Origin of the sequence: Methanosarcina siciliae T4/M, from assembly GCF_000970085.1 — an archaeon.
Classification (GTDB): Archaea; Halobacteriota; Methanosarcinia; order Methanosarcinales; family Methanosarcinaceae; genus Methanosarcina; species Methanosarcina siciliae.
This window is the reverse complement of the sequence record NZ_CP009506.1, coordinates 2,740,347-2,762,204: the sequence shown is the minus strand read 5'-3', so window position 1 is coordinate 2,762,204 and position 21,858 is coordinate 2,740,347. Positions and strand designations below refer to the sequence as shown.

Sequence of the window (21,858 nt, the reverse complement as noted above, 5' to 3'; positions counted from 1 at the left end):
TTAAAGACCCTTTCCCGGATTAAGCATCCGGGGTTTATGTTGTGTCTTCCTGCTGGATGAAAGAGTGGTGTTCCAGGCGTTGAATTCTTTTTTCAAGGTTCTCTATTTGTGTCAGGACTTCTTCTCCTGCGGCTCCTTCGCCAGGGGCTGAAGTTTCAACCTCCTGACCGGCTTTTCCTGCAAGTTCCTGAACCACCTCCATATACTTTCCTGGCTTCATGACCGGGAAGGTTTCGAACCTGCAGAGCCCTACAAAAGGAAGGTTGGCAGCCGCGTAAACCTTTTCGTCGTCAGCCTCGTAAATCAGAAACATCCGGTAGCCTGCAAGGTCTATCCACTCGTCGATTACTTTCAAACCCTGCGGGTACTCATAGTTCATGTAGCTACTCTTGACCTTTTCGGAGTCTTTCGGCTCCCAGGTGATGATATCCATCAATAACATTGTACCTGACACCCCCAATATTAAAAATAGATCCAAATTCTGTTCTATTGAACTTTAATCGGATTCAAGAATACATTTCGCAAAGTTAAGTGTTGTTTGTCTTCAAACGGGCATATAATTTCCGGAAGGAATGTTTCGAAAAAAGGTTAAGGAAAAAAGGTTAAGGAAAAGGTTTGAAGAAAAGGTTTTGAAGAGAATGTTTGGAAAAAAAACCTGAAACATGGCCTGCCCAGAAAAATACGTAATTATCTGGTGAATTCAATCTTCCTGATCGTAAAGATAATCTTTTATGATACAGAAGCAATCATATTTTACAGGACTTTTGTTACGTTACAAACCTGTTTATCGGGGGAAAATAGTATGCAAATAATTCCATTTTTTGTGAGAGGCATAGCACACAGTTCATATATTCTTGCAGGGAAAAAAAGCTGTGCGGTCATTGACCCGCAAAGGGATGTAGAAGTCTATATAAGAGAGACAAAATCCAGGGGCCTGAAAATTACCCACATCCTGGAGACCCATCTGCATGCAGATTTTGTCTCCGGGCATATGGACCTTGCCGAACTTACGGGAGCGCCTATCTACGCCCCTGAAGCTGCAAAATGTGAGTTTGAACATGTAGGGCTTGTCGAAGAGGATAAGTTCGAAATCGAGGACATGACTGTAAGGGTACTGGAAACTCCGGGCCATACCCCTGAACATATCAGTTATGTAGTTTCGGATACTTCCAGAGGGCCTGACCCGACTGCTGTTTTTTGCGGGGACACCCTTTTTGTGGGGGATGTGGGCAGACCTGACCTCTTTCCAGGAAAGGCCAGAGAACTGGCTTCCATACTTTACGACAGCCTGCACAAAAAACTGCTCTCCCTTCCTGACTCCTGCGAGGTCTATCCTGCACATGGGGAAGGCTCGCTCTGCGGAAGGGCTATGGGTGCCAAACGTTCGAGCACAATCGGATACGAACGCAAATACAATTATGCCCTTCAGATCCCTGATAGAGAGGGGTTCATAGAAAACCTAACAACCGATATGCCCCCTGCTCCCGACCATTTTAGCCGTTGCTCCGAAATCAACCGGAAAGGGCTCACAAAACTCAGAGAAATTCCGCCCCTGAAAGAGCTTCCTCCGGGGGAGTTTTTCAGGTTTGCCGGCAGGTACGACACGGAAGTTCTTGACAGCCGCCACTATGACAATTTCGGGGGGGAGCATGTCCCAGGCGCCTGGTGCATCGACCTCAGGAGTAACTTTGCTACCTACGCTGGCTGGCTCCTGCCTCCCGAAAAGCAGATCCTGCTCGTCTCGGATAGTGAGGAAAATGCAAGGGAATCTGCGGTCTGGCTGCACAGGGTTGGGCTTGACAGGATAGTTGGTTTTCTTAGCGGGGAAATGTTTGCCTGGGCAACTGCCGGATTAAGGGCTTCCCATGTGCCCCAGGTATCGATTCCTGAACTCTATGAATGGGCCAGAAGTAAAAACCCTCCTTTGATTCTGGATGTCAGGGCTCCTTCCGAGTATGAGAGCTTCCATATAGAAAATGCATTAAATATTCAGGTCCAGGACCTGAGGGAAAGGTATAGGGAACTTGACCCTGAAGCTGAGTATGCAGTAATTTGCAGCACGGGGCAAAGGTCAGGTATTGGGTGCAGCATTCTCAAGAAACACGGATTTTCCAGGGTGAATAACGCGGCAGGCGGAATGACCGGATACAATGCCGCAGGTTTCGGACCGGAATGTCCTATGTGCGCTCTTTCCTGGGCTGGAAAAGCAGGTAAGAAAGAGACAGCGGTTATTCAGCAGGGGAAATAAAAAGAAGATTATTTTCTTCAAAAGCCTCTGTACATTCCGATTATACATTCCTCTGCATAGGTAACATTGAAAATATTCGGAGAGAAAAAAGTTCGTAATGAAATTTTTCCAATAATTTATGTGAATCCTTCCCGGAAAGCAGGCTGATAAAATGTATGTCGGATAGAGAAAGTTTCAGTTTATTTCATTTCTGAAAGTTGCGATTTTTACCAGGTTTTATTTATGGAGCATGAGATACGTTTTTACCGGCTATGCAGAGGCAAGGAAGTACTCTGAGAATTGCTCCAACGCCTGTGGTATCTTATGAATAACTTTCAGTGCAGCTCTGTCCATGTAGCCTCCAATTTTTGAGGGCAGGGCAGCTGTTGAACTGTATCTCAAGTTAAAGGGTAAGCTCCTGAAAATAGTATACTACGGGTTCAGGTTTACGGAATTGTATTAACGATTTCCCCCAATTGCATTTATTCTCTTTTATTATTCTCCAGGATTCTCCTGCAGGGAGATTCACCGGAGAAGTTGAAGATTCCCTGATTCCGAATACTTCATGCCTGTTCTTATCACCTTTCCGGGATTTCCCCGTCACTTTTTAAGTTATGAGAGAGGGCTGAAAATGCAGAAAACTGCCTAAAAATTAACGGGCGTGGTAGATAAATATTTATAATAAGTATAAGTACTTTATAATGAGGTAAAAACATAAAAGAACTTTATAGTGGGGGAAGACATAATGAAAATTAGAGTAGTTAGTTCCAGGGAAGAAATCTTTACACTTAACCCTAATGAACGTGTTGTTCACCTGGCTTTCAGGCCTTCGAACAAAGACATTTTTGCACTGGTGGAAACTTGTCCGAAGATTGAGGTAATTCAGCTACCCAAATCATACAGGCGCACGGTTTCAAAGTCCATAGAAATGTTCCTTGAGATGCAGAGAGTCCAGCTTATTGAGGGTGATGTCTGGGGACACAGGAAAGACATTAATGAATATTACAGTATCCCGTCCTCAGTGATTGAGAAGATAAGAGAACTGAAGATGGAAGGCACACCTGCTGAGAGAATCGAAGAAAAGGTTTCAAGGGAAAGCAAGCTGAACCCTGAAATGGTTGCTTACATCCTGACAAAGGAAGCTCCGGCCTGAAGTCCTGTTGGCACAGACTTTATTCGATATGGGATTTTCCTTATACTCTTCAATACAGATAAGAAATGTTGGAAGACCAGGAATCTTTCAAACCCTTATCTGTCATTACAATTTCCAGCTTAGAACTTTGAGTTTAAGGGGCCTGAATTTTCATGTTCTGAAAAATAATTAACATATATCTGGAAAAAGCTGTCAGAGCAGGTAACTTCAGGTAGACACAAGCAGTTTTTTACTGTATATGACTGTGAATATAAATGTAAATATAACCAAATGTTCATTTCACAAGTGTTCATTTTGCAAATGTTCATTTTTTATTTTTTATAAATCTTGCATGTCATAATATTTTACTAATATATATCATAATATTTTACGAATATTGTATAGTTTTTTCGAATTAAAATAGAATTATCAGATAAGACTTACCAGATTTGAGTCTACCAGGCAGCCCTGGACATATAAAATCAAAATACTCGAGTTTGGACTTTCAGGATTGGATTTTTTGTCAGTCTTTACCTTTGGGTACCGGGACTTATTAAGATTACCTGACTTATTAAATGAATCTCTGCTTTTTGGACAGAAAGGGAGAGAAAACGTAATAACTTATATATTTTTGGCGACTGTAATCTTTTTAGTCTTATCTGCAATCTTTTGAATCTTATAACAATACAGGAGACTGAAGGGTGAAACTGGAACTGATAGAGCTGATTTTTCTCTCCGATAAGCGAAAACAGTTATTACTTTTTTTGAAAAGCGGGCCCAAAAACATGGATGAAATCACGGAAGCCCTTCAGGCAGCTTCCACTTCTATCCTTCCCCAGATAAAAAAATTAAAAGATATGTCTCTAGTCGTTCAGGTAGACAAGATCTACACTCTTTCTCCTATAGGCAAAGTCCTCGTTGAAAAAATGCAGCCCCTTATCAGCACTATAGAACTTTTTGAAGATAACTTTGATTACTGGTCGGAAAAAGACCTTCAGGGAATTCCACCTTCCTTCAGGGTGCGGCTTGGAGAACTTGGGAAATGTAAACTGATACAGCCTGACCTGGACCGTATGTTCGAACTCGACCCGGAAGTTGTGGAAAAACTATCTAAGTCCAGCAGCATTTTTGAATCCCTAGCCTACTTTAACCAGCCTCTGATAGCTCTCTGCCAGGAGCTTGCAAAAAAGGGAACAGAATTCACTTTTCTCATGTCGGAACCGGTGCTTGAGCGGTACTCTACAGACTATACTGAAGACTTCCGACTTATGATGTCTCTAGATAATGTGGAATTTTACCGGTATTCGGGAGAAATGAAGATTGCAAATCTTGCTGTTAGCGAGAAGTTTTTCCTGATATCCCTTTTCCCAAAGAACCAGAGGCACTTTGACAGAGAGAACCTTGTAAGCTACGAACCTTCAGCCATTCAGCTGGGCACCGAACTATTCAATAAACTGCTGCTGGATTCGACCCTGGTTACCGAAATTCCTCATAAATGATTAAACTACCAGAAATATTGAAAAAAAGGAAGTAAGATCACAGGAGGCGAGTCATTATAAGCTATTACGAACAGAAGACGGCTTATAGTGAACAAATAAGATTCCTTATGGTTACAGGGCTGCTCCCTATCCTGGCATTTTACATTTTTTCCCAAAACGGGCTTTTCGGCTTTGGGACTGATCCTGAAAAAAGGTACTTTCTGCCGCTTATCCTTCTCATTTACCTTGCTGCAATGTGGAGCTTTTATGATATGCGATTCCTGATAGGTTCCGACGGCATGGTCGCAGTTTTTCCGCCTTTCAGGTACAGAATTCCCTTTTCCATGATCAGCTCGGTGGAGAGTATGGAAAAATGGCCCTGAAATTATTTAGGCCACTTATTATTTAACATCCTTGGAGAAGTTATTTTTGAAATTCAAAAATCTTCATTTTTAGCAGGGCCTTCTCTTAAGCCGAGCTTTCCTCTATGCCCGGTCTGTTTCCTCTTTTCGGAGTAAAGTTTAGCTTTTCACTCCATCAGGATACTGTTTTATTCTCACTTTCTTGAGACCTGTACTTTCTTGAGGTTTTTATTTTATTGCTGCTTTTTACTCTGCCTTTGTGCTTTTATGCTTCACTTTTTCTGCAATATCAATGCCCAGCCGCTTGCATTCCTGCAGATCCTTGTCAGTGGGTTTGTGCAGGATCCTGAGTACAGGGTCCATCACAGTCATTCCCATTTCCCGCATCTTTTCAGCTATCAAGATGGGGGCTTCTCCGCTCCACCCGTAAGACCCAAAAGCAGCTCCTATCTTCCCCTGAGGGATTGAGGCAACAAGAGTCTCATCCATGAACTTTTCCATGGGCAACAGCATTTTGTAGTAAAAAGTAGAAGAACCAACGGCAATTGCTTCGGCTTCCTTGAGTTCCTCGAGCTTCACGTCATAGAAACTGACAACTTTTGTATCCACATTCTTTGATTCGATCCCGTTTCCTATAGCCTCGGCCATAGCTTTGGTATTCCCTGAGGTACTTAGATAGACTACTATTGCTTTCAACCTGTATCCCCCTCTAGCGATCTAATATAGTCTGATTAATGCAAACTCCGGAAAAAGGAGAGCAAAAACCGGCAGTTGCGTATCAAAAGCTCAGAGCTTGAAGGCATGCCCTGGAGCTTTCTCTCCCCAATTCAACAATGATTATAAAAATTATTTTAAATAAGGATTTCGTCGTCCGGATGTAGTTCAAGCTTAAGACAGCTTCCCTTATCTAAGGTATGCCTTTATGCGGATGGGAGCTATATAGTTCACTACCTGAAGGGCGATGCTCTCCAGGAAATTGCGGACGTTATGGGGAATCCTGTCCACCGTATGGGATGCAAAGTTCAGGCTGCCTATTATCTCACCTCTGTGCTTCATAGGAATGACTGCAACTGCAGTGATCTTTTCCGTCCTTAGAAGGTCTGCCATCTTTTCAGCATAGAAATCCAGTCTGTAAATGGGTTTCTCAATCCAGACCTTCTTTGCTTCCGGGGAGTCGGCTCTGTATGTCGAAACTCTTTTCACAAACTCAGATGAAAGCCCTCTGTGCGCCATAAGATTAATCTGGTCCAGAAGCTCGTCTCTTAAGTATATGCCGCCAGCATCGAGCTCTTTTATTTGCAGACAGGCATCAAGGATAAGGGAAAGCACGGTCTTGAGGTTCAGGGTGCTGCTAAGGGACATCCCGAGTTCCCGCTGAATGTCAAGCATCCCCTGCGCTTCCTTTCTCTCGGTAACATCAAGAACTATCCCCTGAAAGTGAATAGGGACACCTTCACTATTGCGCTTGATATACGTCCTCTCCTCAACCCAGCGGATTTTACCGCCCCCTGTTAAGACCCGGTATTCCATCTCAAAAGAATCAAAACCCTCCCTGACTGCGCGCTCGAGACTTTGAGAAACCGAATTGATATCCTCTTTATGAATTATATCCCCATAAAGGAGCCTACCCGAAGTGAAGGCTTCAACGGAATAACCAAATTGTGTTATATTTTCAGAAACGAACTCTACAGGCCAGTTTTCCATATTTTTCCATAGGAAAGCTACTGCTGAGCTCTTGTTTATTATTGTTTTCAGCATTTTCTGCATTTCGAGGGATTTTTTCAGGGCTTCTTCTATTTTTTTCCTTGAGGTTATATCCAGCACTATTCCCTGAAAGCCGATAACTTTCCCGTCTCCCTCTCTCTGGATAAAAGTCCTTTCGTTAACCCAGCTTATTTTTCCGGTTTTTGTAAAAATCCTGTATTCCATATTGAAATCCGGAGATCCGCTTCGAATTCTTTTTTCAAGCTCCTCTTCAACTTTTCCAAGGTCATCAGGATGTATAATGTCCCCTTATAGTACCCTTCCCGATATGAAATCTTCTACCGTGTATCCGAAGTTCACCACGTTTTCCGAAACAAATTCTGCAGGCCATTTTTCTTCGTTTTTCCAGAGAAATACTACTACCTGACTGTTATTGATTATAGTTCTCAGGGCTTCTTCCCTTTCCAGAGCTGCATGGAGGGCTTTTCCCCTTTCGCCGTCCTCAGCATCTGCTACGTGAAGAGAGGTATTTAGTTTGCCTCTGTTTTCTGAAGTCTCACTGTCCATTTTCTTCTAACCGCCTGCACAGGGATGTTTTCAATAGACTTTTCCGGGACAACGTTTTGGAAACTGCAGATCTGCCTGAAGGTACACCGGATCACAATTTTGCCTGTCTTCGCTTGTATGTGAATTTGCCAGTTCGTATATTTGCCGTAAGCACGTTTTCCTGTAGTTTTACGTTCGATTTTAAATATATAATTGTGTTTTTATCAAATATCAGTTTTTTTGATCCCGGAACCTCTTTTCCAGTTTAACGGCATCGAGCAAAGGCGAAAAGTATTTATATAAAAATCATGGCGCTTTCCAAAAGCCGCCTATGCCCCCCGTATTCATTTTTGCAATATAATAGAAATTTATATATACTACCTTGAAGGTAATAAGCTTCCGTATTCCGTATTTGAGATACGGCCCTGCCAGCCAGAAAAACCCCATTACCATACCACCAAAAAACAGCTGGCTGGATAAAACTGTGAACCCGCAAGATATGTCATGAACCCTTCACGAACCCCAACAAAACAATAACAGTATCCGATAAGGATATTAACCGACCAAAAATGAATCTAAAGCGGGTTTCAGGAAGTATATAATACCGTGAACACACGCGAATACGGAATACATAAAATGGCTAAAAAACTAAAAAATGGCTAGAAAACCAAAAAATGGCTAGAAAACCAAAAAATGGCTAAAAAACCAAAAAATGGCTAAAAAACCAAAAAATGGCTAAAAAACCAAAAAATGGCTAAAAACCCAAAAAAATGGCTAAGAAACCAAAAAATGGCTAAAAAACCAAAAAAATGGCTAAAGTCTGAAAAGGCTAGAGTGGAAAAAATAGTCCAAAAAACATAAAAACCTCCATAAAAGGATCTCGGTAAGGTTTTGAGGGAGCCTTACTGCGATTCCTTTGATCTGAAACTATTTCTTCCTATCAGTTTACTTATTTATGCTATTCTTATTTCTATCGCTCGTACCCGAGATCTTTTATTTTAACTTTTTTACCTCAATTTTGTTGACCTTAGTTTTTTTACCTCAGTTTTGTTAACCTTAGCTTTTGTTGACCTCAGCCCTCTTGCCGATTTCCTTTCCCGTCCTTTCTTTACTGCTATGGGAGCGCAGAGGGTCACGAATGCCCAGACTTTCAAGTCTGGGATGAAGTGAACCCTCGCAGGTTTTTCGATATACACCTTAAAAATCTAAAATCGTCACTTTTTTCAATATAATGTTTTTTGACACCATAGCCTACAGATTCAAAATATTCTACAACAAGAAAGTTAAAAAGGATTACGAATCAATCCTCAAAAATATTTTTACTGAGAAAGGCTATAGAATACATGCCATGGAAGTAGTAGAAGATCATGTGCACTTGTGTGTGGAATTCCATCCAAGCATCTCACTATCCAAGGTAATTCAACACCTAAAAGGAGGAAATTCTTACAGATTATTTAAGCTTCATCCTGAATTAAGGGAAAAATACTGGGGTGGAAGTTTCTGGTCAAGTGGCAAGTTCTATAGATCAATTGGGAATGTAACTGCTGACACAATCAGGCATTATATTAACGAATCCCAAGGAAAACCAAAAAAAGAGATTAGATCTAATAGAATAAAGAAATCTGGACAATTGAAACTAACCGATTTCTAACTTCCCCAGAAATAGGCGGACGGCCCGAAGCATACCCTACCTTTTAAGGTAGGGTGGCCGTCCGCAATTTGATTTTCGATTACGGTTATATGGTTTCTTTAAATTGTTTTTACCGGTATTGGTAGTTAATTATAGTTATATATTATGAAAACTTATATTTCTGCATGAACTACCCAAGATGCAAAAATTCCAGAACGAAAACTGGACAACTACTCTGGGAAAAATTAAAGAAGAAAGAGATTGGAGAAGTGATGACTGATCACTGGAAGGCATATGCAGAGTTTATTCCTGAAACCATTCATACTCAATCCAAAGCAGAAACGTATACAGTTGAAGGATATAACGGTATATTAAGGCACTTTCTGGCAAGGTTGAGACGAAAGACAAAGTGTTATACTAAGTGTCTTGAAATGCTAAAGTACTCTGTTCTTCTATTGATGAAATACAGAAAGAAAGAGTTATCTATATTTAATTAACAATACCTTATTTTATTTCTATTTTTCAATCTCTGCCTCTATCTCCAACCTTACCATCTGGACGTGGACATATCCCTCACTATCCAAAGGATGAAGCTTGATAAAATTGGATACAAGCTCATCTATGAATTCCTCTTTCAAATTCTCGGGCACCCTCTGTGTAAATAGGTGCCAGGTTGCGGCAAACCAGCCAGAGAGTCCCCCTTTCCCCCAAACTGAGCAAGTAGCTTTCCTCCGGGCCTCAGGCTTTTCAAAAAAACCTTTCAGGACGGTTTGAACCTTCAGGCAGTCTCGTTACGATTTCGGCACTGAGTTTTCCGTCTCTGCAACCTACATCAAGCACCCTTTAGTTGCCTTTGAGAGGGAGTTTTATGAGGAGTTCGAACCCCCGGCTTTTCTGGGCTGAAGAATTGAACGCATAAAGCTCAGGATTCCAGAAGTACATGAAAAGATTCTACTCTGTTCCGAAATATAACTTTGGTTTGAGAGGAGAAAAGAATCTATAAAGATGATAAAAGGCTATGCAGGTAGAAAAGCTGTAAAGGTGAAAAAAGATCCTGTGAACGGGAGCTGCCCTGTTGTGGTTAAATTTTGTGTGGTGTTTTTCTTGGGTGTGATCTTGTAGATTTAGGTCGGGCAGGTCCGTTCACTATGCTAACTTCAAAACCCTTGAATGGCTATATAAATATTTGTATATTATTATATTAAATCACCTTTTTGTGATATTATGCACCAATATTAGTAGCTTTAACGGATATTTTTTTCCGGGAATTACTCTTTCATACCACATGTAGGAGAGCATTCTTTCCGAAGAACACATTGAAAAATGTTTTTTGACCTTTCCTTTTTCGGCTACCTTTCATCAGTATTTTTGATCAGTATTTTTCATCCATTTTAATCCGACAATCTTTCCAGCAGCCTTTCCTCAAAACTTTTTTATCCTGGGTCTTCGTATTTGGATTCCCGGTATTTTTCTTTGGAGTTTTTTACAGCTTTTTCTTCCCCAACCTGTTTATACTATGAAGTTTTTTCCATTTATACATTAGAACTAATTCCACTATAATTTCCAATATCAAGATAATAAGGAGACTCTAATAAGGAGACTTACAATGAGAAGCACAATTATCAAAGAGGGGCCTGAACGTGCTGCCAATCGTTCCCTCCTGAAAGCAACCGGGGTTACGGATTCGGAAATGAAAAAGCCGTTCATTGCGGTTGTCAATTCCTGGAATGACATCATTCCTGGTCACATTCATCTGGATAAGCTTGCTGAAGCGGTTAAAGCCGGGATAAGGAACGCCGGAGGGGTTCCTTTTGAGTTCCACACCATAGGGGTTTGCGATGGGCTTGCAATGGGGCATGAGGGTATGAAATATTCTCTTCCGAGTAGGGAAGTCATTGAAGATACGATCGAGCTGATGGTCAGAGCCCATCAGTTTGATGGGATAGTCCTTATCCCCACCTGTGATAAGATCGTGCCTGGACATCTCATGGCAGCAGGCAGGCTCGATATCCCTGCCATTGTTGTGACAGGCGGTCCAATGCTCCCCGGATACGTGGACGACAAATACACCGACCTTATTTCGGTCTTTGAGGGAGTCGGAGCCTACAGCGCAGGCAAAATTTCCGAATCAGAGCTTAAAAGGCTTGAAAACCTTTCCTGTGCAGGAGCAGGTTCCTGTGCCGGAATGTTTACAGCAAACACAATGGCCTGCATGACTGAAGCCCTCGGATTGAGTCTCCCGGGCTGTGCAACTGCCCATGCAGTGGACGCAAAAAAGGTTCGGATTGCAAAGGAATCCGGAGAGCGCATTGTTGAGCTTGTAAAAGAGAACCTCACCCCGAGGAAAATTGTTACTCACAAATCCTTTGAAAACGCCATAATGGTCGATATGGCAATCGGAGGAAGCACAAACACAACTTTGCACCTTCCTGCCCTTGCCCATGAATTCGGGCTTGAGCTGCCCCTTGAAGCCTTCGATGAACTGAGTAGAAAAACACCGCATCTTATCTCCCTAAGGCCCGGAGGCCCTAATTTCATGCTGCACTTTGATAGGGCAGGCGGAGTCGAGGCTGTCATGCAGAGGCTCGCTTCAAAACTCCACCTTGACCAGCTCACAGTCAACGGCAAAACTATCGGGGAAAACCTGGACGAGCTCGAAATAGTTAACCCGAAGCTGAATAAAGATATCATTGCGACCCTCGAAAACCCAATCCATGCCGAAGGAGGAATTGCAGTCCTCAAAGGCAGCCTTGCTCCAGATGGCTCGGTCGTTAAACAGGCTGCAGTTGACCCGAAAATGCGTGTCCATACGGGCCCTGCAAAAGTCTATGACTGTGAAGAAGATGCCATGAAGAGCATTCTCGCAGGAGATGTCAAGCCCGGAGATATTGTCGTTATCCGGTACGAAGGTCCCAAAGGCGGCCCAGGGATGCGTGAAATGCTTGCAGCCACCGCTGCAATCGGAGGAATGGGACTGCTCGAATCCGTGGCTCTGATAACTGACGGACGCTTCTCCGGCGGGACCCGCGGGCCCTGCATAGGGCACGTCTCGCCAGAAGCCAGCGAAGGAGGACCAATCGGGCTCGTAAAAGACGGGGATCTCATTGAAATTAACATTCCTGAACGGATCCTGGACCTGAAAGTTTCTGAAGAAGAGCTCAAAAAGCGTAAAGCTGCTTTTGTGCCTCCTAGAAAAGAGGTAACGGGTTACCTTTCCAGGTACCAGCGTTCCGTCCATTCCGCAAACACTGGCGGAATAGTTGACTGAAAACCATTTAATATTTTATTTTCAAGGAGGACTTTCCTCCGTTTCTTCTTTTCTGGATTCAAGGATTTTTCTTTAAGAATTTCGTTTCTTTTTCTCTCTCTTTTGTAATGAGGTTCCCGGTTTAGGGGAAAGATTTCTCAGACAAATGGAAGCAGGAGTATACGGCCTCCGAGAAACGTTTATAGCGCTTGAAAACTATATTTGGTTTAGCTTTAGAATTTAAAGCCATTTATTCAAAGCGATGCATTCAAAGTGATTTATTCAAAACCAATTGCTTAAAACCATTTAACCAAAAACATCTTTTAGTGGGAGAATAAGGAGGCTTAAATTCTGGAAGTAGAGGGGTTATGTTCGATATGCGGGTGCCCGGCTAAACTTCATACCTGCCCTTTATGCGGAAAACTTGTATGCAGCCAGTGCATGGACCACAGAAAGGGAATCTGCATTAGTTGCGCAGGCGGGAGAAAAGGTTCGGTACCCGGCCCGGGGGAGACCGGGACATTTAAGTAAAAAATCAAAAATCGAAAAAGAATTTCGGGAAGAGTAACCTGAATTTTGAAGCGCTTATGCGGCACTCCTGCCTACAGGCTAACTTTCATCTGGCTTATTCTTATCTGGCTTTATTCTTATTAGCTTACCAGCCGTGAATTTCTCCTTCAGGTTCTTCCTCATCATGGTAAAAACGGAATTCTTTCTTATCGGTATCTTCTACAAACACAAATTTCTCGTCAATTCCTATTTTTGCAAACGTAAGCGCATCATCCCCATCTCTCACAGCTGGCAGGATGTCCAGGTCTACATGATCCCTGATTCCGCTCTCCGGAAGAAAAGCCGTAATAATGAACCAGTCAATTCCTCCTGCGTAATCCTTACTTATATAACGGCTGCTGCCTGACGGAATCTTGGTAGCTTTCTGAGCCATTTCGGTCCCGTCAGCCCGGTAAGCCACAAAACGAATTACATGGTTTGTTTTATTCTTTATTATGGCCATTATACTACTCCCCTATCTTAATCCACTGGGAATCCCCATTTTAAGGAATTTTATCTAATGTATCTAATTCTAGGGAGTAAATACTTTTGGTTGCAAAGCTTTTGAATGGTATTAAGCGACTAAAAAATATGCCAATTTCTGACCCCAATTTCTTACCACATATACTCCCTTAAATCAGGTTATTATCACCGCAGGGTTGCAGCACGCCGTTTTATCCCACCTGCGGATGATAGATTAAAAGAAAAATTCTGTTTGCGGGGCAACTTTGATTCCAAATAACAATAATACAACCGACTGTAACCGAAAAAAAAAGAAATGACCGGAAATGAGAGAATCAAGCCGGTTATTCAAACAAATTAAACCAGCAGGTTAATCGGGTGCCTGCTTGAGGGCTCTATATCCAGATCGGCCACGGATTCGGCAATCATGATGTCACTCATCGCAGCCATCGGAAAAACGTACCGGGCATACTCTATCGGCCCGTAGAGGATAAAATCCCCGGCAGCAGCCTGCTGGAGGCAGGTAGAGCCTACGTCGCAGATCTTATACAGGACCGGGTCTTTTTCCTTCTGCCTGTTCAACCAGTTCCAGGCTGAAGGAGCATTGTGAATTCCCGAGCCTGTGGGATGTCCCCATTTTGCTTTAGCGGTAATTGTCATCCTGAGGGCTATTCCTGCTCCGTTTCCCATGGGAGTGATGCTCGGGTCTATAAGCTTGGTTACGATTCCGCACCTGTCTGCAATTGAGAGCAGACCCTCTTCTAACAGCCCTGCCCCTGTTTCGAGCAGTTCCATCCTGCCCTGGAGAGAGGAGTCCACGGCATTGAAACCGAGAATAATAGAACTGTCAATATCGGATTGGGCAAGAGCCTCGATTTCGAAAGCAGTTATGCTCATGTTTATGGAGTTGTAAACCGTCCGGTCTGCTAGCCCTATTTCACTCACATATCGTGCTGCATGTGCACGTACCGCCCCTTCGGGAGAATCGATCAGAAAAGGAGAATCCGATACCTCTGCGATAAAATCAATGTAACGAGTGATGCTTTCCGGGGTCGTACCAAAGATATGGACCATATGGGGGTTTCCGGTCATATCCGAACCCGCTTCCTGCAGGTTTACGAGCTTCTCGGCAGCTGACCTGTCAAAGAGCCCTTTTGCAGCATCTTCCACGATTTCGTGTTTATTGTAAAAAATAGTGCCTGCAAGTAAGGTAGGTAGTTCTCCAGGCTGTCCGCCTACCTTTACTCCTGCAATGTTAGCAATTTCCTGTTCTTTCTGGAACTTAAACATCTTTACGCCCTCAAAATCCACACTTCTCAAAATTCACTAACTCTTTACTCTTTAATACTACCTTATGATTAATTTCCTAACCTTATGACCAATTTGCTTAACCTGATATCCGATTTCTTGCTTATGGTTTCAGAATTCGAATTAACTTCCTTAATCGCAAAACATCCATATAATACATCCATATAAAACATCCATATAAAACATACTGATTAAAAATATATATTCAAACTGATATCATTCTAGATAGAGGAAACTTTCTGATGAAGGTCCTGAAACTTTCGGCCTCAAGGTTTTTCTGTCTTCAGAGTTTTTCTGCCAGACAGATAATTCCTGCCCTTGAATCCATTACAAGTTCTCCAGAGATTATCACATCTCCAGAAGCAGGAACTGCAAAAGAAGCCTTCCTCTTTTTCGGAGCACAGACAACCATTGTTTCTTCAGGGTATACTTCGCCCCTATCCCTGTAATCCTCAACAATCTGCCGGATCTCTTCGGAGTTGTTCAAACCTATTCTGTCAAGGAGTGTAACCTGCTTCTGGAAGCGTTCGATTGCCTCTCTGGAGATATTTTCTATAAAGGGAATTGCTCCCTGCGACCCTATAATCCTGCCTTTTTCATCAATCCCGTTTGCATGGATTGCAAGCAGGGAATGGCCTGCCAGATGGCCCCTTGACTCGGTCCCGCAGACGAGCACATACCGGATATTGGAGTTTGAGATTACGTTCACGATTATTTTTTCCACACCCAGGTTTTCAGTCTTCGAACTCCCCCAGATAGCTGCATCGGGGAGGGCCTCAAGATTGCTTGCGAGGGTTACGACCGCAATCCTGGAATCCGGGTTTCCTGTGACATAGTCCCCTCTTAAAGGGGGCCAGTTCTCTGCAATGGTCTTCAGCGAATCACCTTTTTTCTTTCCTTGTGAAGGTAAGAGAGGGCACTTGCAAGCATGATGGCTTTTGTGAAATGTCCACCCACCCTGGATGTGTCAACAAACACATAATCATCCATTAATACCGGAGCTCCGAGCCCGTCACCTCCTCCGAGGAAAGCGACGGTCCGGAAAATAAGGTTGCCCGAAATTCCGTCGGGGGCAACGATAAAGTTTGATTCCTTTATTGCGTCTTCAATAAGAATTGTATAGTGATTGGCATTGATCCCGAGTTCCAGAGCCCTTGAAGCTACAAATTCCCCGTCTGCAAGAGTTCTGTCCACGCGCCTGTCCCTTCCCAGATCTCCCATCCTGCCCCCGGACAGCACTCCCACTACAGGTTCGACTCCCAGCCTCCTTATGTGCTCTGCGCCAAGGATGATCATACGGAGTTTATCTGAAATCGTGTTTCCTTCGTCTATTCCGACAGGAGCAAGGAAAAAGGGGATTCCATCCGCGGTCAGAAGAAGGGCAAGTCGGCAAACCCTTTTCATATCGAGAGCTCCTTTTAGGTTTGAAAGGGTTCTGGAGGCCTTTGCAGTGCCTCGTATAGCAGCATCTACTTTTCTTGAAACCAGGAGTTCGGAAAGGACTTTTTCGGGGTCGTCAGTATCCACAACCTCAAGATCTGTCCCGATCCTGTCAATCTTTTTTTTGTCTCCTACAAGGACAACCTGTGCATATCCCAGAACCTGGGCTCTCAATGCACTCTCAAGAGTTTTGGGATTCGGGTCCCTGATTCCCATAGCTACTCTTGCCCTGTTCATCCGGGCTCGTGCTTCGATAGCCTCGAGGAGGGCATACATGCCGTTCTTTTCCATATCTATCCAGACTTTTATGTAAGATTTGAAGTAGTTCAAAGAAAAACAAACACAAACATTAATTAATTTTGCCCTTCCCGAGTTTCGCTTCGGGATAACAGGAAATCGGAAATTTTCTGGGAGTTGCACTGCAAGTGCAACAGCACGAGGTCCTTTTCGCTCCACTTCGTTTAACTCAAGAGGACTACTTGATGGTTTTTAGCATCGATATGAGCTCAAGCAGAATATTTTATGAGCAGTTAACGTTGTTTAGGGCGGAGGAATGAATTATATGTTACGTTTTTTTCCTAATGCAGAGCTCATCAGGATCATTGAACATGATCAAGTGGAGAGCTCGAATGCCTTATTATCTCAATCTCGGCATGGGAAGTCGGAACTGGTTTCCAGGCGGTTTCCTGCTTATATACTCGGAAGGAGTCCAGACACAAGGATTATAGCGACTTCTTACAGTGCAAACCTTGCCTCCAGAATGAACAGGGACGAACAGAGGATAACGAGTCAAAAGAGTATCAAATCCTTTTTCCTGACACAAAACTGGCCCCTGGATCAAAGGGCCTTGATATCCGGGATCACTCCACCCAGAACGCTTCTATGTTTGAGATAGTAGGGCATGAAGGAGTGTACATCTCAGGGATTCGTGGAAGTATTACAGGATCTGGTTTCGACATAGGCATCATAGATGACCCATTCAAAAACCGAGAAGAAGCCAAGAGCGAGACAATCAGGGCAAGAGTCTGGGAATGTGGTATGAGAGTACTTTCTACACCAGGCAGGAAGAAGATGAAGCTATCAGGCTCAAATTGAAAACGACATACTTTCGGGCAGGGGCACATTAGCTCAACGCATGGGAAGAAGAACTTCTCAAATTCCCAAATTTCAGGAACGACGATTAAGTTGATACTCTGTCGTATGCTGATTATTTTATTGTGAACAATCTGATTAAGCCCCGTATCCGGTAGACCATTACCTTGGACGGCATGGGCATTTCAGGCGGAGGTTTCAGAACATAAATAACATGAAAGCATTGATTAAAACATGAAGATTATCTGTAGATGCGGACAGATAACAGAAGCAGATAACATAGAATGTGATCTCGGGGGCGTTTGTAGCTCTGTAAGTCATTTATTCATGTGCCCTAATTGCGGAGAGGTATATTACATTTCGATCTCTCAAAAGAGAGCACACGTTGTTAAAGTCGACTTTCCTTTTTATAGTCGGTTCCAAAAACCGACCCCATGAAATATTTTTCCTTCTTCAAATCTGCTGATTCTCCAAAAAAGATTCTCCAAAAAAATCTCAACTCCCTCCTGCAGGTGCAACCCTGGGCCAGATATCTTATGATGAATATGCAAATTACTCCAAGATGCTGGACTGGCTCAAGAATACCAAGAATAAGATGCCTGTAGCAGATCCTGCCCCTATTGACTGCATAGTTCTGGCTATCTGGCTGAAGAGATTGCTCCTCGTCAACAGCCCTAATCTTATTTTCAGAGTTATCAGCCCGTTCATTAAAGTTGTTTCTGGAACACTTCTTGAGATGGTAGATCCAGGCAGCGCAGGTAATTGAATGTTATAAAAATTATAAAAACTTCTGACACCAGTTAATTTTCCCTCATCAACTTGCCGGATCTGATATCTTCTTCTGACTCTATGATAATTTGTTCAGGCATCTTAGCTAAAAACCCGATGTAGCTCTTAAGCTGTAGGTGTACCCCTCTCTGGTTGTTTTCTTTGCATTGATACCGGACAGCCAATTTTTTATATACGAATCTTCAATTAGTTCTTTAGTATTCATGCTGTTTTCACCTACTCACCAACTTTATTAAATTAGATAAGGTTTCATATAAGGAAATTTTCTTATTGGTATGGTTTAAGATGATGTTGGCAATCGAATGGGCTGAAAAATACCGACCCCAGACCCTTGAAGATGTCGTGGGGAACAAGAAGGCAGTGCGGGATTTCAGGGCATGGGCTGAGGAATGGCAGTCCGGGATTCCTGAGACGAGGGCAGTGATTCTCTACGGGCCTGCAGGGATAGGAAAAACTTCAAGTGCTCATGCTCTGGCCAGGGATATGGAGTGGGATGTTATCGAACTCAATGCGAGCGACCAGAGGACGGCAGGGGTTATTGAGAAGATTGCTGGCTCTGCAGCGTCAATGAATAGTCTTTTTGGGAGCAAGCGGCTCATTATTCTTGATGAGGCGGACAACATCCACGGGACTGCAGATCGGGGCGGGATGAGGGCGATTTCCGGAATCATAAAAGGAACACTTCAGCCGATTGTGCTTATTGCAAATGATATTTACGGGTTGACACCCACAATCCGGAACCTCTGCCTGGAAATAAAGTTCGGGTCCGTGCAGAGCCGTTCGATGGTTCCTGCTTTGAAAAAGGTCTGTAAAGCGGAGGAAGTTAATTGCAGTCAGGAAGCTCTCCTGCAGATTGCAGAAAATGCGGGAGGAGACTTCAGGAGTGCAATGAATGACCTTCAGGCTGCAGCGAACGGAAAGGAAAAGCTCGAAGTTGAAGATATAGGGACTGCGGAAAGGGATGTAAAAGAGAACATCTTTAAGGCGATGCAGAAGATTTTTAAAAGCACTGACTGTAGAAAGGCGCTTGAATCGGCATACGGGCTTGATGAAAGTCCTGAAGATCTCGTACACTGGATTGATGAAAATTTGCCCATCCAGTATGCCCGCAAGGACGGAAACCTCGAAGATATAAGGACGGGATTTGGATACATTTCAAAAGCAGACCTGTATCTGGGACGTGTAAAGAAGCGCCAGAATTACAGGATGTGGAGATATGCCAGCATGCTCATGGTCTGCGGGGCTGCCCTTTCAAAGACAAAGCCGTATCCGGGCTTTATCAAATACCAGCAGCCTTCACTCTGGAAAAGGCTCGGACAGACCCGTTCGAAACGGGACATGCGGGACAATATTGCTTCGAAAATCGGGGAACACAGCTTTGAGTCGATGCACTACTCCAGAAACAACCTCCTGGGGTTTTACTCCCGTATGCTGAAGGATGAGGAATCCGCAGTGGAAGTTACCGCAAATCTCAGACTTGAGCTTGAAGAGTTGATGTATCTTACAGGAAGTACAAAGGCAAGCAAAAAACTGCAGAAAATTTATGACGAGGCGCAGAAACTTCTCGAAGAGGGTAAGGATGAAACTGCAGATCCGGATTTTTTTAAAGCTCCTATGCCTGCAGTGGACAACAAGCAGAAAACCCTTAACATAGGATTTAACTCCCTGCTTGAGACCTCCGAAAAAAAAGTAAATTCGGAGAAAAAAGAAAACTATGAGGAAAAAGAGAATTCTGGGAAACTACCAGTGGACGATTCGAAACCTGCAGAAAAGAATTTATTTTCTTTTTCCACACCTCTGCCGGAAAAGAAAGCCCTTTCTGAATCTGTAGAGCAGAAAACCTCCTCCAAGCCTTCGAAAAAGGGGAATCCGTCTAACAATGAACCTTTCAAACAAAAGATATTGGATAAGGTTTCACCTTCCGAAAGTGTGCAGGATAGTACAGGAGATGGGGCAAAGAAAGCAGAGCCTAAAAACCAGAAAACACTCTTTGACTTTTGAATAATTGTAGAGCGCTAACCACTTATTCTTTCTTTTCCAGGTTGGAGAATCCGAAAAAATTCTTTTTTGTTTGCCTTAAACTCTCTTTAAAGCTTCCGTTCTGAAAATAACCTGCTCAGGCAAGTTTTAAACTTTGCTCTTACTCTACCTCAGATTTAGAAGGATACAACTGGATTTTTTGCTATTTATACAATTTTGTTATTTGTACAGCGGGCATACACATTCGGGAGCATAGAAAGAACATCCATGACCGCAAAAGAGGAACTAAAGTTTTATGTGGGCGGAACTGACGGATTGACTCGAATGAAAGAAGAAGTTGCCGGTATTGGGAAGTTTGGACCGGAGTCCGCTCACAAATATTAGTATAGAATTTTATATATAAATATTTTTTAAATATATATAGTACAGATTGTTTTCCGCCTTATTTAAGGAGTCTTAGATGGAAAGTATTCTCATATTCATCCTACTTATATATACATCCAAAATTATTGATTTTTAGGATTTACAGACTATTTATATGGGTATGTTAAGATCATTAAACCCTCATCTCATCCATTAAACCGGTATCCTGGATTAAAACTTGTAGGATAGTGAAAAAAAGTTGAGACGATAAAAAGAAATGTTAAGGAGAGTCTAACAATGTTAAGAAGCGTTGAGATCATAATGATACTTAATGCTACTATCGAACAAAGTTGAGAAAAGAGTCGAGAGAAAAGTTAGTGAGCGGGTTGGGGGGTTTGGGGAATAGTTGGGGGAATAGTTGGGGAATATGGGTTTGGGGTTATACTATGGAAAAGAGACCCGCTCACTAAGCATGAGTAGACATTACATACTATAAATAGCTTTCGATAATATTCATAATAAATTATAATTACAGTCAGATGGATGCTAATACCTCAAACTGTCCCACAATATAGTTTTTCTCTGGAAAATAAACACAATCAGGTTAAGAATATCAGGGTTTCAGGGCTCTTAATGATACTGTAGGAATATACAGGTAGGAAATAATACTACTGAGCTCAAAAAGACTACTTGATAGGTTAAAAAGTGAAATTTGCTCAAGAAGGTAACTAATTACAGTAGCAGCTTCTCTCAGGGGGATAACTTTCGGTCAATTAACAATAAAGTATTACTTGATGTCATCCTGAAGTCTTCTTGAATTTGGCAAAACTAAATTGAGTTATGGTTTGGTTTTTACGATTCCCTTGAATAATAATTCATGAGAATCCAGTACCTTCCGGATATATCCTGAAAATAGCACAATACAAAAAAACAATAAAATTAAACAAAATAAGCAGGTAATATTAGAAAATGTATGAGCGGGTTGGGAGTATGAATTGGGGTGTTGGGGGGTTGGGGTTATCTTACAAAAGAGAGACCCGCTCACATATTACACCATGCTAATCTCGTATAAATATATTTTGCTTGTGAGAATTCTGTTTCAAAAAATAACAGAAAGGATATCTGCAAAGTTAGAACTTATTATACCTCTCAAAAAGGCTACTTAAAAAACTTCTGTTTCGGTCTTCATCAGCCCAGGATCCAGAACAGGAAGAGAGAACTATCAGGAAGAAATTATTAGGAAAAGGGAACTATTTTTATCATTGCTGCTAATGTTCTGAGCCTTCTCCGAACAAAAGACATATATATAACTAGTGACATGTTGGAGTTGCATTTCAAGCAGTTGCTTGTCAGGCAAGCATCTGGAAAATGTCACTAATAGCAAACTGGGCTCGTGGTCTAGTCGGTCATGACATCGCCTTTACACGGCGGGGATCCTGAGTTCGAATCTCAGCGGGCCCACTGATTTTAGTAAAACTCTTTTAAGAACTGATCCGTTTTTTTTATATAGAAGTAGTTCATATTTGTATTATTGAATAGCCACCGCAGG

Annotated in this window: 18 protein-coding genes, 1 tRNA gene and 1 pseudogene; 11 read left to right on the top strand and 9 right to left on the bottom strand. The window is 42.6% G+C overall.

The window, feature by feature from the left end:
• Positions 1–34 precede the first annotated feature (34 nt).
• On the bottom strand, positions 35–442 hold the full coding sequence (locus MSSIT_RS11750) for a DUF3303 domain-containing protein (protein ID WP_048172572.1): 408 nt from the start codon (positions 440–442) through the stop codon (positions 35–37).
• Between the two features lie 360 nt (positions 443–802).
• Between MSSIT_RS11750 and MSSIT_RS11745 the strand changes: the two genes are divergently transcribed.
• From MSSIT_RS11745 to MSSIT_RS11725, 4 genes are all read left to right on the top strand, one after another.
• Complete coding sequence (locus tag MSSIT_RS11745; protein WP_048174737.1) at positions 803–2,248, top strand: MBL fold metallo-hydrolase; 1,446 nt, start codon at positions 803–805, stop codon at positions 2,246–2,248.
• Between the two features lie 724 nt (positions 2,249–2,972).
• On the top strand, positions 2,973–3,380 hold the full coding sequence (locus MSSIT_RS11735) for a DUF1699 family protein (protein WP_048172568.1): 408 nt from the start codon (positions 2,973–2,975) through the stop codon (positions 3,378–3,380).
• 680 nt (positions 3,381–4,060) lie between these two features.
• Positions 4,061–4,858 (top strand): helix-turn-helix transcriptional regulator, encoded by a 798-nt coding sequence (locus MSSIT_RS11730; RefSeq protein ID WP_048172566.1) that lies wholly within the window; start codon positions 4,061–4,063, stop codon positions 4,856–4,858.
• Positions 4,859–4,965: 107 nt separating this feature from the next.
• On the top strand, positions 4,966–5,220 hold the full coding sequence (locus MSSIT_RS11725) for a hypothetical protein (protein WP_048172565.1): 255 nt from the start codon (positions 4,966–4,968) through the stop codon (positions 5,218–5,220).
• A gap of 225 nt (positions 5,221–5,445) precedes the next feature.
• Here the strand turns inward: MSSIT_RS11725 and MSSIT_RS11720 are convergent, their stop codons facing one another.
• The 4 genes from MSSIT_RS11720 to MSSIT_RS24775 form a co-directional block, all read right to left on the bottom strand.
• Complete coding sequence (locus MSSIT_RS11720; RefSeq protein ID WP_048172563.1) at positions 5,446–5,895, bottom strand: flavodoxin domain-containing protein; 450 nt, start codon at positions 5,893–5,895, stop codon at positions 5,446–5,448.
• 207 nt (positions 5,896–6,102) lie between these two features.
• Positions 6,103–7,203: a PAS domain-containing protein gene (locus MSSIT_RS11715; RefSeq protein WP_394296914.1), complete on the bottom strand. Its 1,101-nt coding sequence runs from the start codon at positions 7,201–7,203 to the stop codon at positions 6,103–6,105.
• 9 nt (positions 7,204–7,212) lie between these two features.
• Entirely contained in the window at positions 7,213–7,470 is a 258-nt protein-coding gene (locus MSSIT_RS24780) for a hypothetical protein (protein WP_231589776.1), read from the bottom strand.
• Positions 7,471–8,456: 986 nt separating this feature from the next.
• On the bottom strand, positions 8,457–8,645 hold the full coding sequence (locus tag MSSIT_RS24775) for a hypothetical protein (protein WP_048183464.1): 189 nt from the start codon (positions 8,643–8,645) through the stop codon (positions 8,457–8,459).
• 35 nt (positions 8,646–8,680) lie between these two features.
• On the opposite strand from MSSIT_RS24775, the gene tnpA reads away from it, so the two are divergent.
• The 3 genes and pseudogenes from tnpA to ilvD all read left to right on the top strand — a co-directional run bounded on the left by tnpA (position 8,681) and on the right by ilvD (position 12,347).
• Positions 8,681–9,100: an IS200/IS605 family transposase gene (tnpA, locus tag MSSIT_RS11710; RefSeq protein WP_048172561.1), complete on the top strand. Its 420-nt coding sequence runs from the start codon at positions 8,681–8,683 to the stop codon at positions 9,098–9,100.
• Positions 9,101–9,294: 194 nt separating this feature from the next.
• Positions 9,295–9,576 (top strand): annotated as a pseudogene (locus MSSIT_RS11705) (IS1 family transposase); the annotation flags it as partial.
• Between the two features lie 1,109 nt (positions 9,577–10,685).
• Positions 10,686–12,347 (top strand): dihydroxy-acid dehydratase, encoded by a 1,662-nt coding sequence (ilvD, locus tag MSSIT_RS11700; RefSeq protein ID WP_048172558.1) that lies wholly within the window; start codon positions 10,686–10,688, stop codon positions 12,345–12,347.
• A 634-nt stretch (positions 12,348–12,981) separates the two neighbouring features.
• Here ilvD and MSSIT_RS11695 read toward each other — a convergent pair.
• From MSSIT_RS11695 to mtxX, 4 genes are all read right to left on the bottom strand, one after another.
• The gene (locus MSSIT_RS11695; RefSeq protein WP_048172556.1) at positions 12,982–13,338 is read right to left on the bottom strand and encodes a hypothetical protein; all 357 of its coding nucleotides are present in this window, start codon (positions 13,336–13,338) and stop codon (positions 12,982–12,984) included.
• Between the two features lie 356 nt (positions 13,339–13,694).
• The gene (gene mtrH / locus MSSIT_RS11690) at positions 13,695–14,627 is read right to left on the bottom strand and encodes a tetrahydromethanopterin S-methyltransferase subunit H (RefSeq protein WP_048172554.1); all 933 of its coding nucleotides are present in this window, start codon (positions 14,625–14,627) and stop codon (positions 13,695–13,697) included.
• 301 nt (positions 14,628–14,928) lie between these two features.
• The gene (locus MSSIT_RS11685; protein ID WP_082088978.1) at positions 14,929–15,522 is read right to left on the bottom strand and encodes a tetrahydromethanopterin S-methyltransferase subunit A; all 594 of its coding nucleotides are present in this window, start codon (positions 15,520–15,522) and stop codon (positions 14,929–14,931) included.
• A complete protein-coding gene (gene mtxX, locus MSSIT_RS11680) occupies positions 15,519–16,376 on the bottom strand; it encodes a methanogenesis marker protein Mmp4/MtxX (protein ID WP_048172550.1) in 858 nt (285 codons plus the stop codon). The genes MSSIT_RS11685 and mtxX overlap by 4 nt, the downstream gene beginning before the upstream one ends.
• Positions 16,377–16,967: 591 nt before the next feature.
• Here mtxX and MSSIT_RS11670 point away from each other — a divergent pair.
• The 4 genes from MSSIT_RS11670 (at position 16,968) to MSSIT_RS11655 (ending at position 21,770) form a co-directional block, all read left to right on the top strand.
• Positions 16,968–17,180, top strand: coding sequence for a terminase large subunit domain-containing protein (locus MSSIT_RS11670; RefSeq protein ID WP_048172547.1), 213 nt, complete (start codon positions 16,968–16,970; stop codon positions 17,178–17,180).
• Between the two features lie 559 nt (positions 17,181–17,739).
• Positions 17,740–17,943 (top strand): hypothetical protein, encoded by a 204-nt coding sequence (locus MSSIT_RS11665; protein WP_048172545.1) that lies wholly within the window; start codon positions 17,740–17,742, stop codon positions 17,941–17,943.
• A 308-nt stretch (positions 17,944–18,251) separates the two neighbouring features.
• The gene (locus MSSIT_RS11660; protein ID WP_048172543.1) at positions 18,252–19,967 is read left to right on the top strand and encodes a replication factor C large subunit; all 1,716 of its coding nucleotides are present in this window, start codon (positions 18,252–18,254) and stop codon (positions 19,965–19,967) included.
• Positions 19,968–21,696: 1,729 nt separating this feature from the next.
• Positions 21,697–21,770 (top strand) — tRNA-Val (locus MSSIT_RS11655).
• The last annotated feature ends 88 nt before the right edge of the window (positions 21,771–21,858 follow it).

Bases quoted from the DNA above. Each gene is read 5' to 3' on its own strand.
- mtxX (WP_048172550.1), bottom strand. From the start codon at position 16,376: ATGGAAAAGAACGGCATGTATGCCCTCCTCGAGGCTATCGAAGCACGA.
- ilvD (WP_048172558.1), top strand. From the start codon at position 10,686: ATGAGAAGCACAATTATCAAAGAGGGGCCTGAACGTGCTGCCAATCGT.
- MSSIT_RS11665 (WP_048172545.1), top strand. From the start codon at position 17,740: ATGCTGGACTGGCTCAAGAATACCAAGAATAAGATGCCTGTAGCAGAT.
- MSSIT_RS11750 (WP_048172572.1), bottom strand. From the start codon at position 442: ATGTTATTGATGGATATCATCACCTGGGAGCCGAAAGACTCCGAAAAG.
- MSSIT_RS11670 (WP_048172547.1), top strand. From the start codon at position 16,968: ATGTTTGAGATAGTAGGGCATGAAGGAGTGTACATCTCAGGGATTCGT.
- MSSIT_RS11660 (WP_048172543.1), top strand. From the start codon at position 18,252: ATGATGTTGGCAATCGAATGGGCTGAAAAATACCGACCCCAGACCCTT.
- MSSIT_RS24780 (WP_231589776.1), bottom strand. From the start codon at position 7,470: ATGGACAGTGAGACTTCAGAAAACAGAGGCAAACTAAATACCTCTCTT.
- MSSIT_RS11745 (WP_048174737.1), top strand. From the start codon at position 803: ATGCAAATAATTCCATTTTTTGTGAGAGGCATAGCACACAGTTCATAT.
- MSSIT_RS11695 (WP_048172556.1), bottom strand. From the start codon at position 13,338: ATGGCCATAATAAAGAATAAAACAAACCATGTAATTCGTTTTGTGGCT.
- MSSIT_RS11735 (WP_048172568.1), top strand. From the start codon at position 2,973: ATGAAAATTAGAGTAGTTAGTTCCAGGGAAGAAATCTTTACACTTAAC.
- MSSIT_RS11725 (WP_048172565.1), top strand. From the start codon at position 4,966: ATGGTTACAGGGCTGCTCCCTATCCTGGCATTTTACATTTTTTCCCAA.
- mtrH (WP_048172554.1), bottom strand. From the start codon at position 14,627: ATGTTTAAGTTCCAGAAAGAACAGGAAATTGCTAACATTGCAGGAGTA.
- tnpA (WP_048172561.1), top strand. From the start codon at position 8,681: ATGTTTTTTGACACCATAGCCTACAGATTCAAAATATTCTACAACAAG.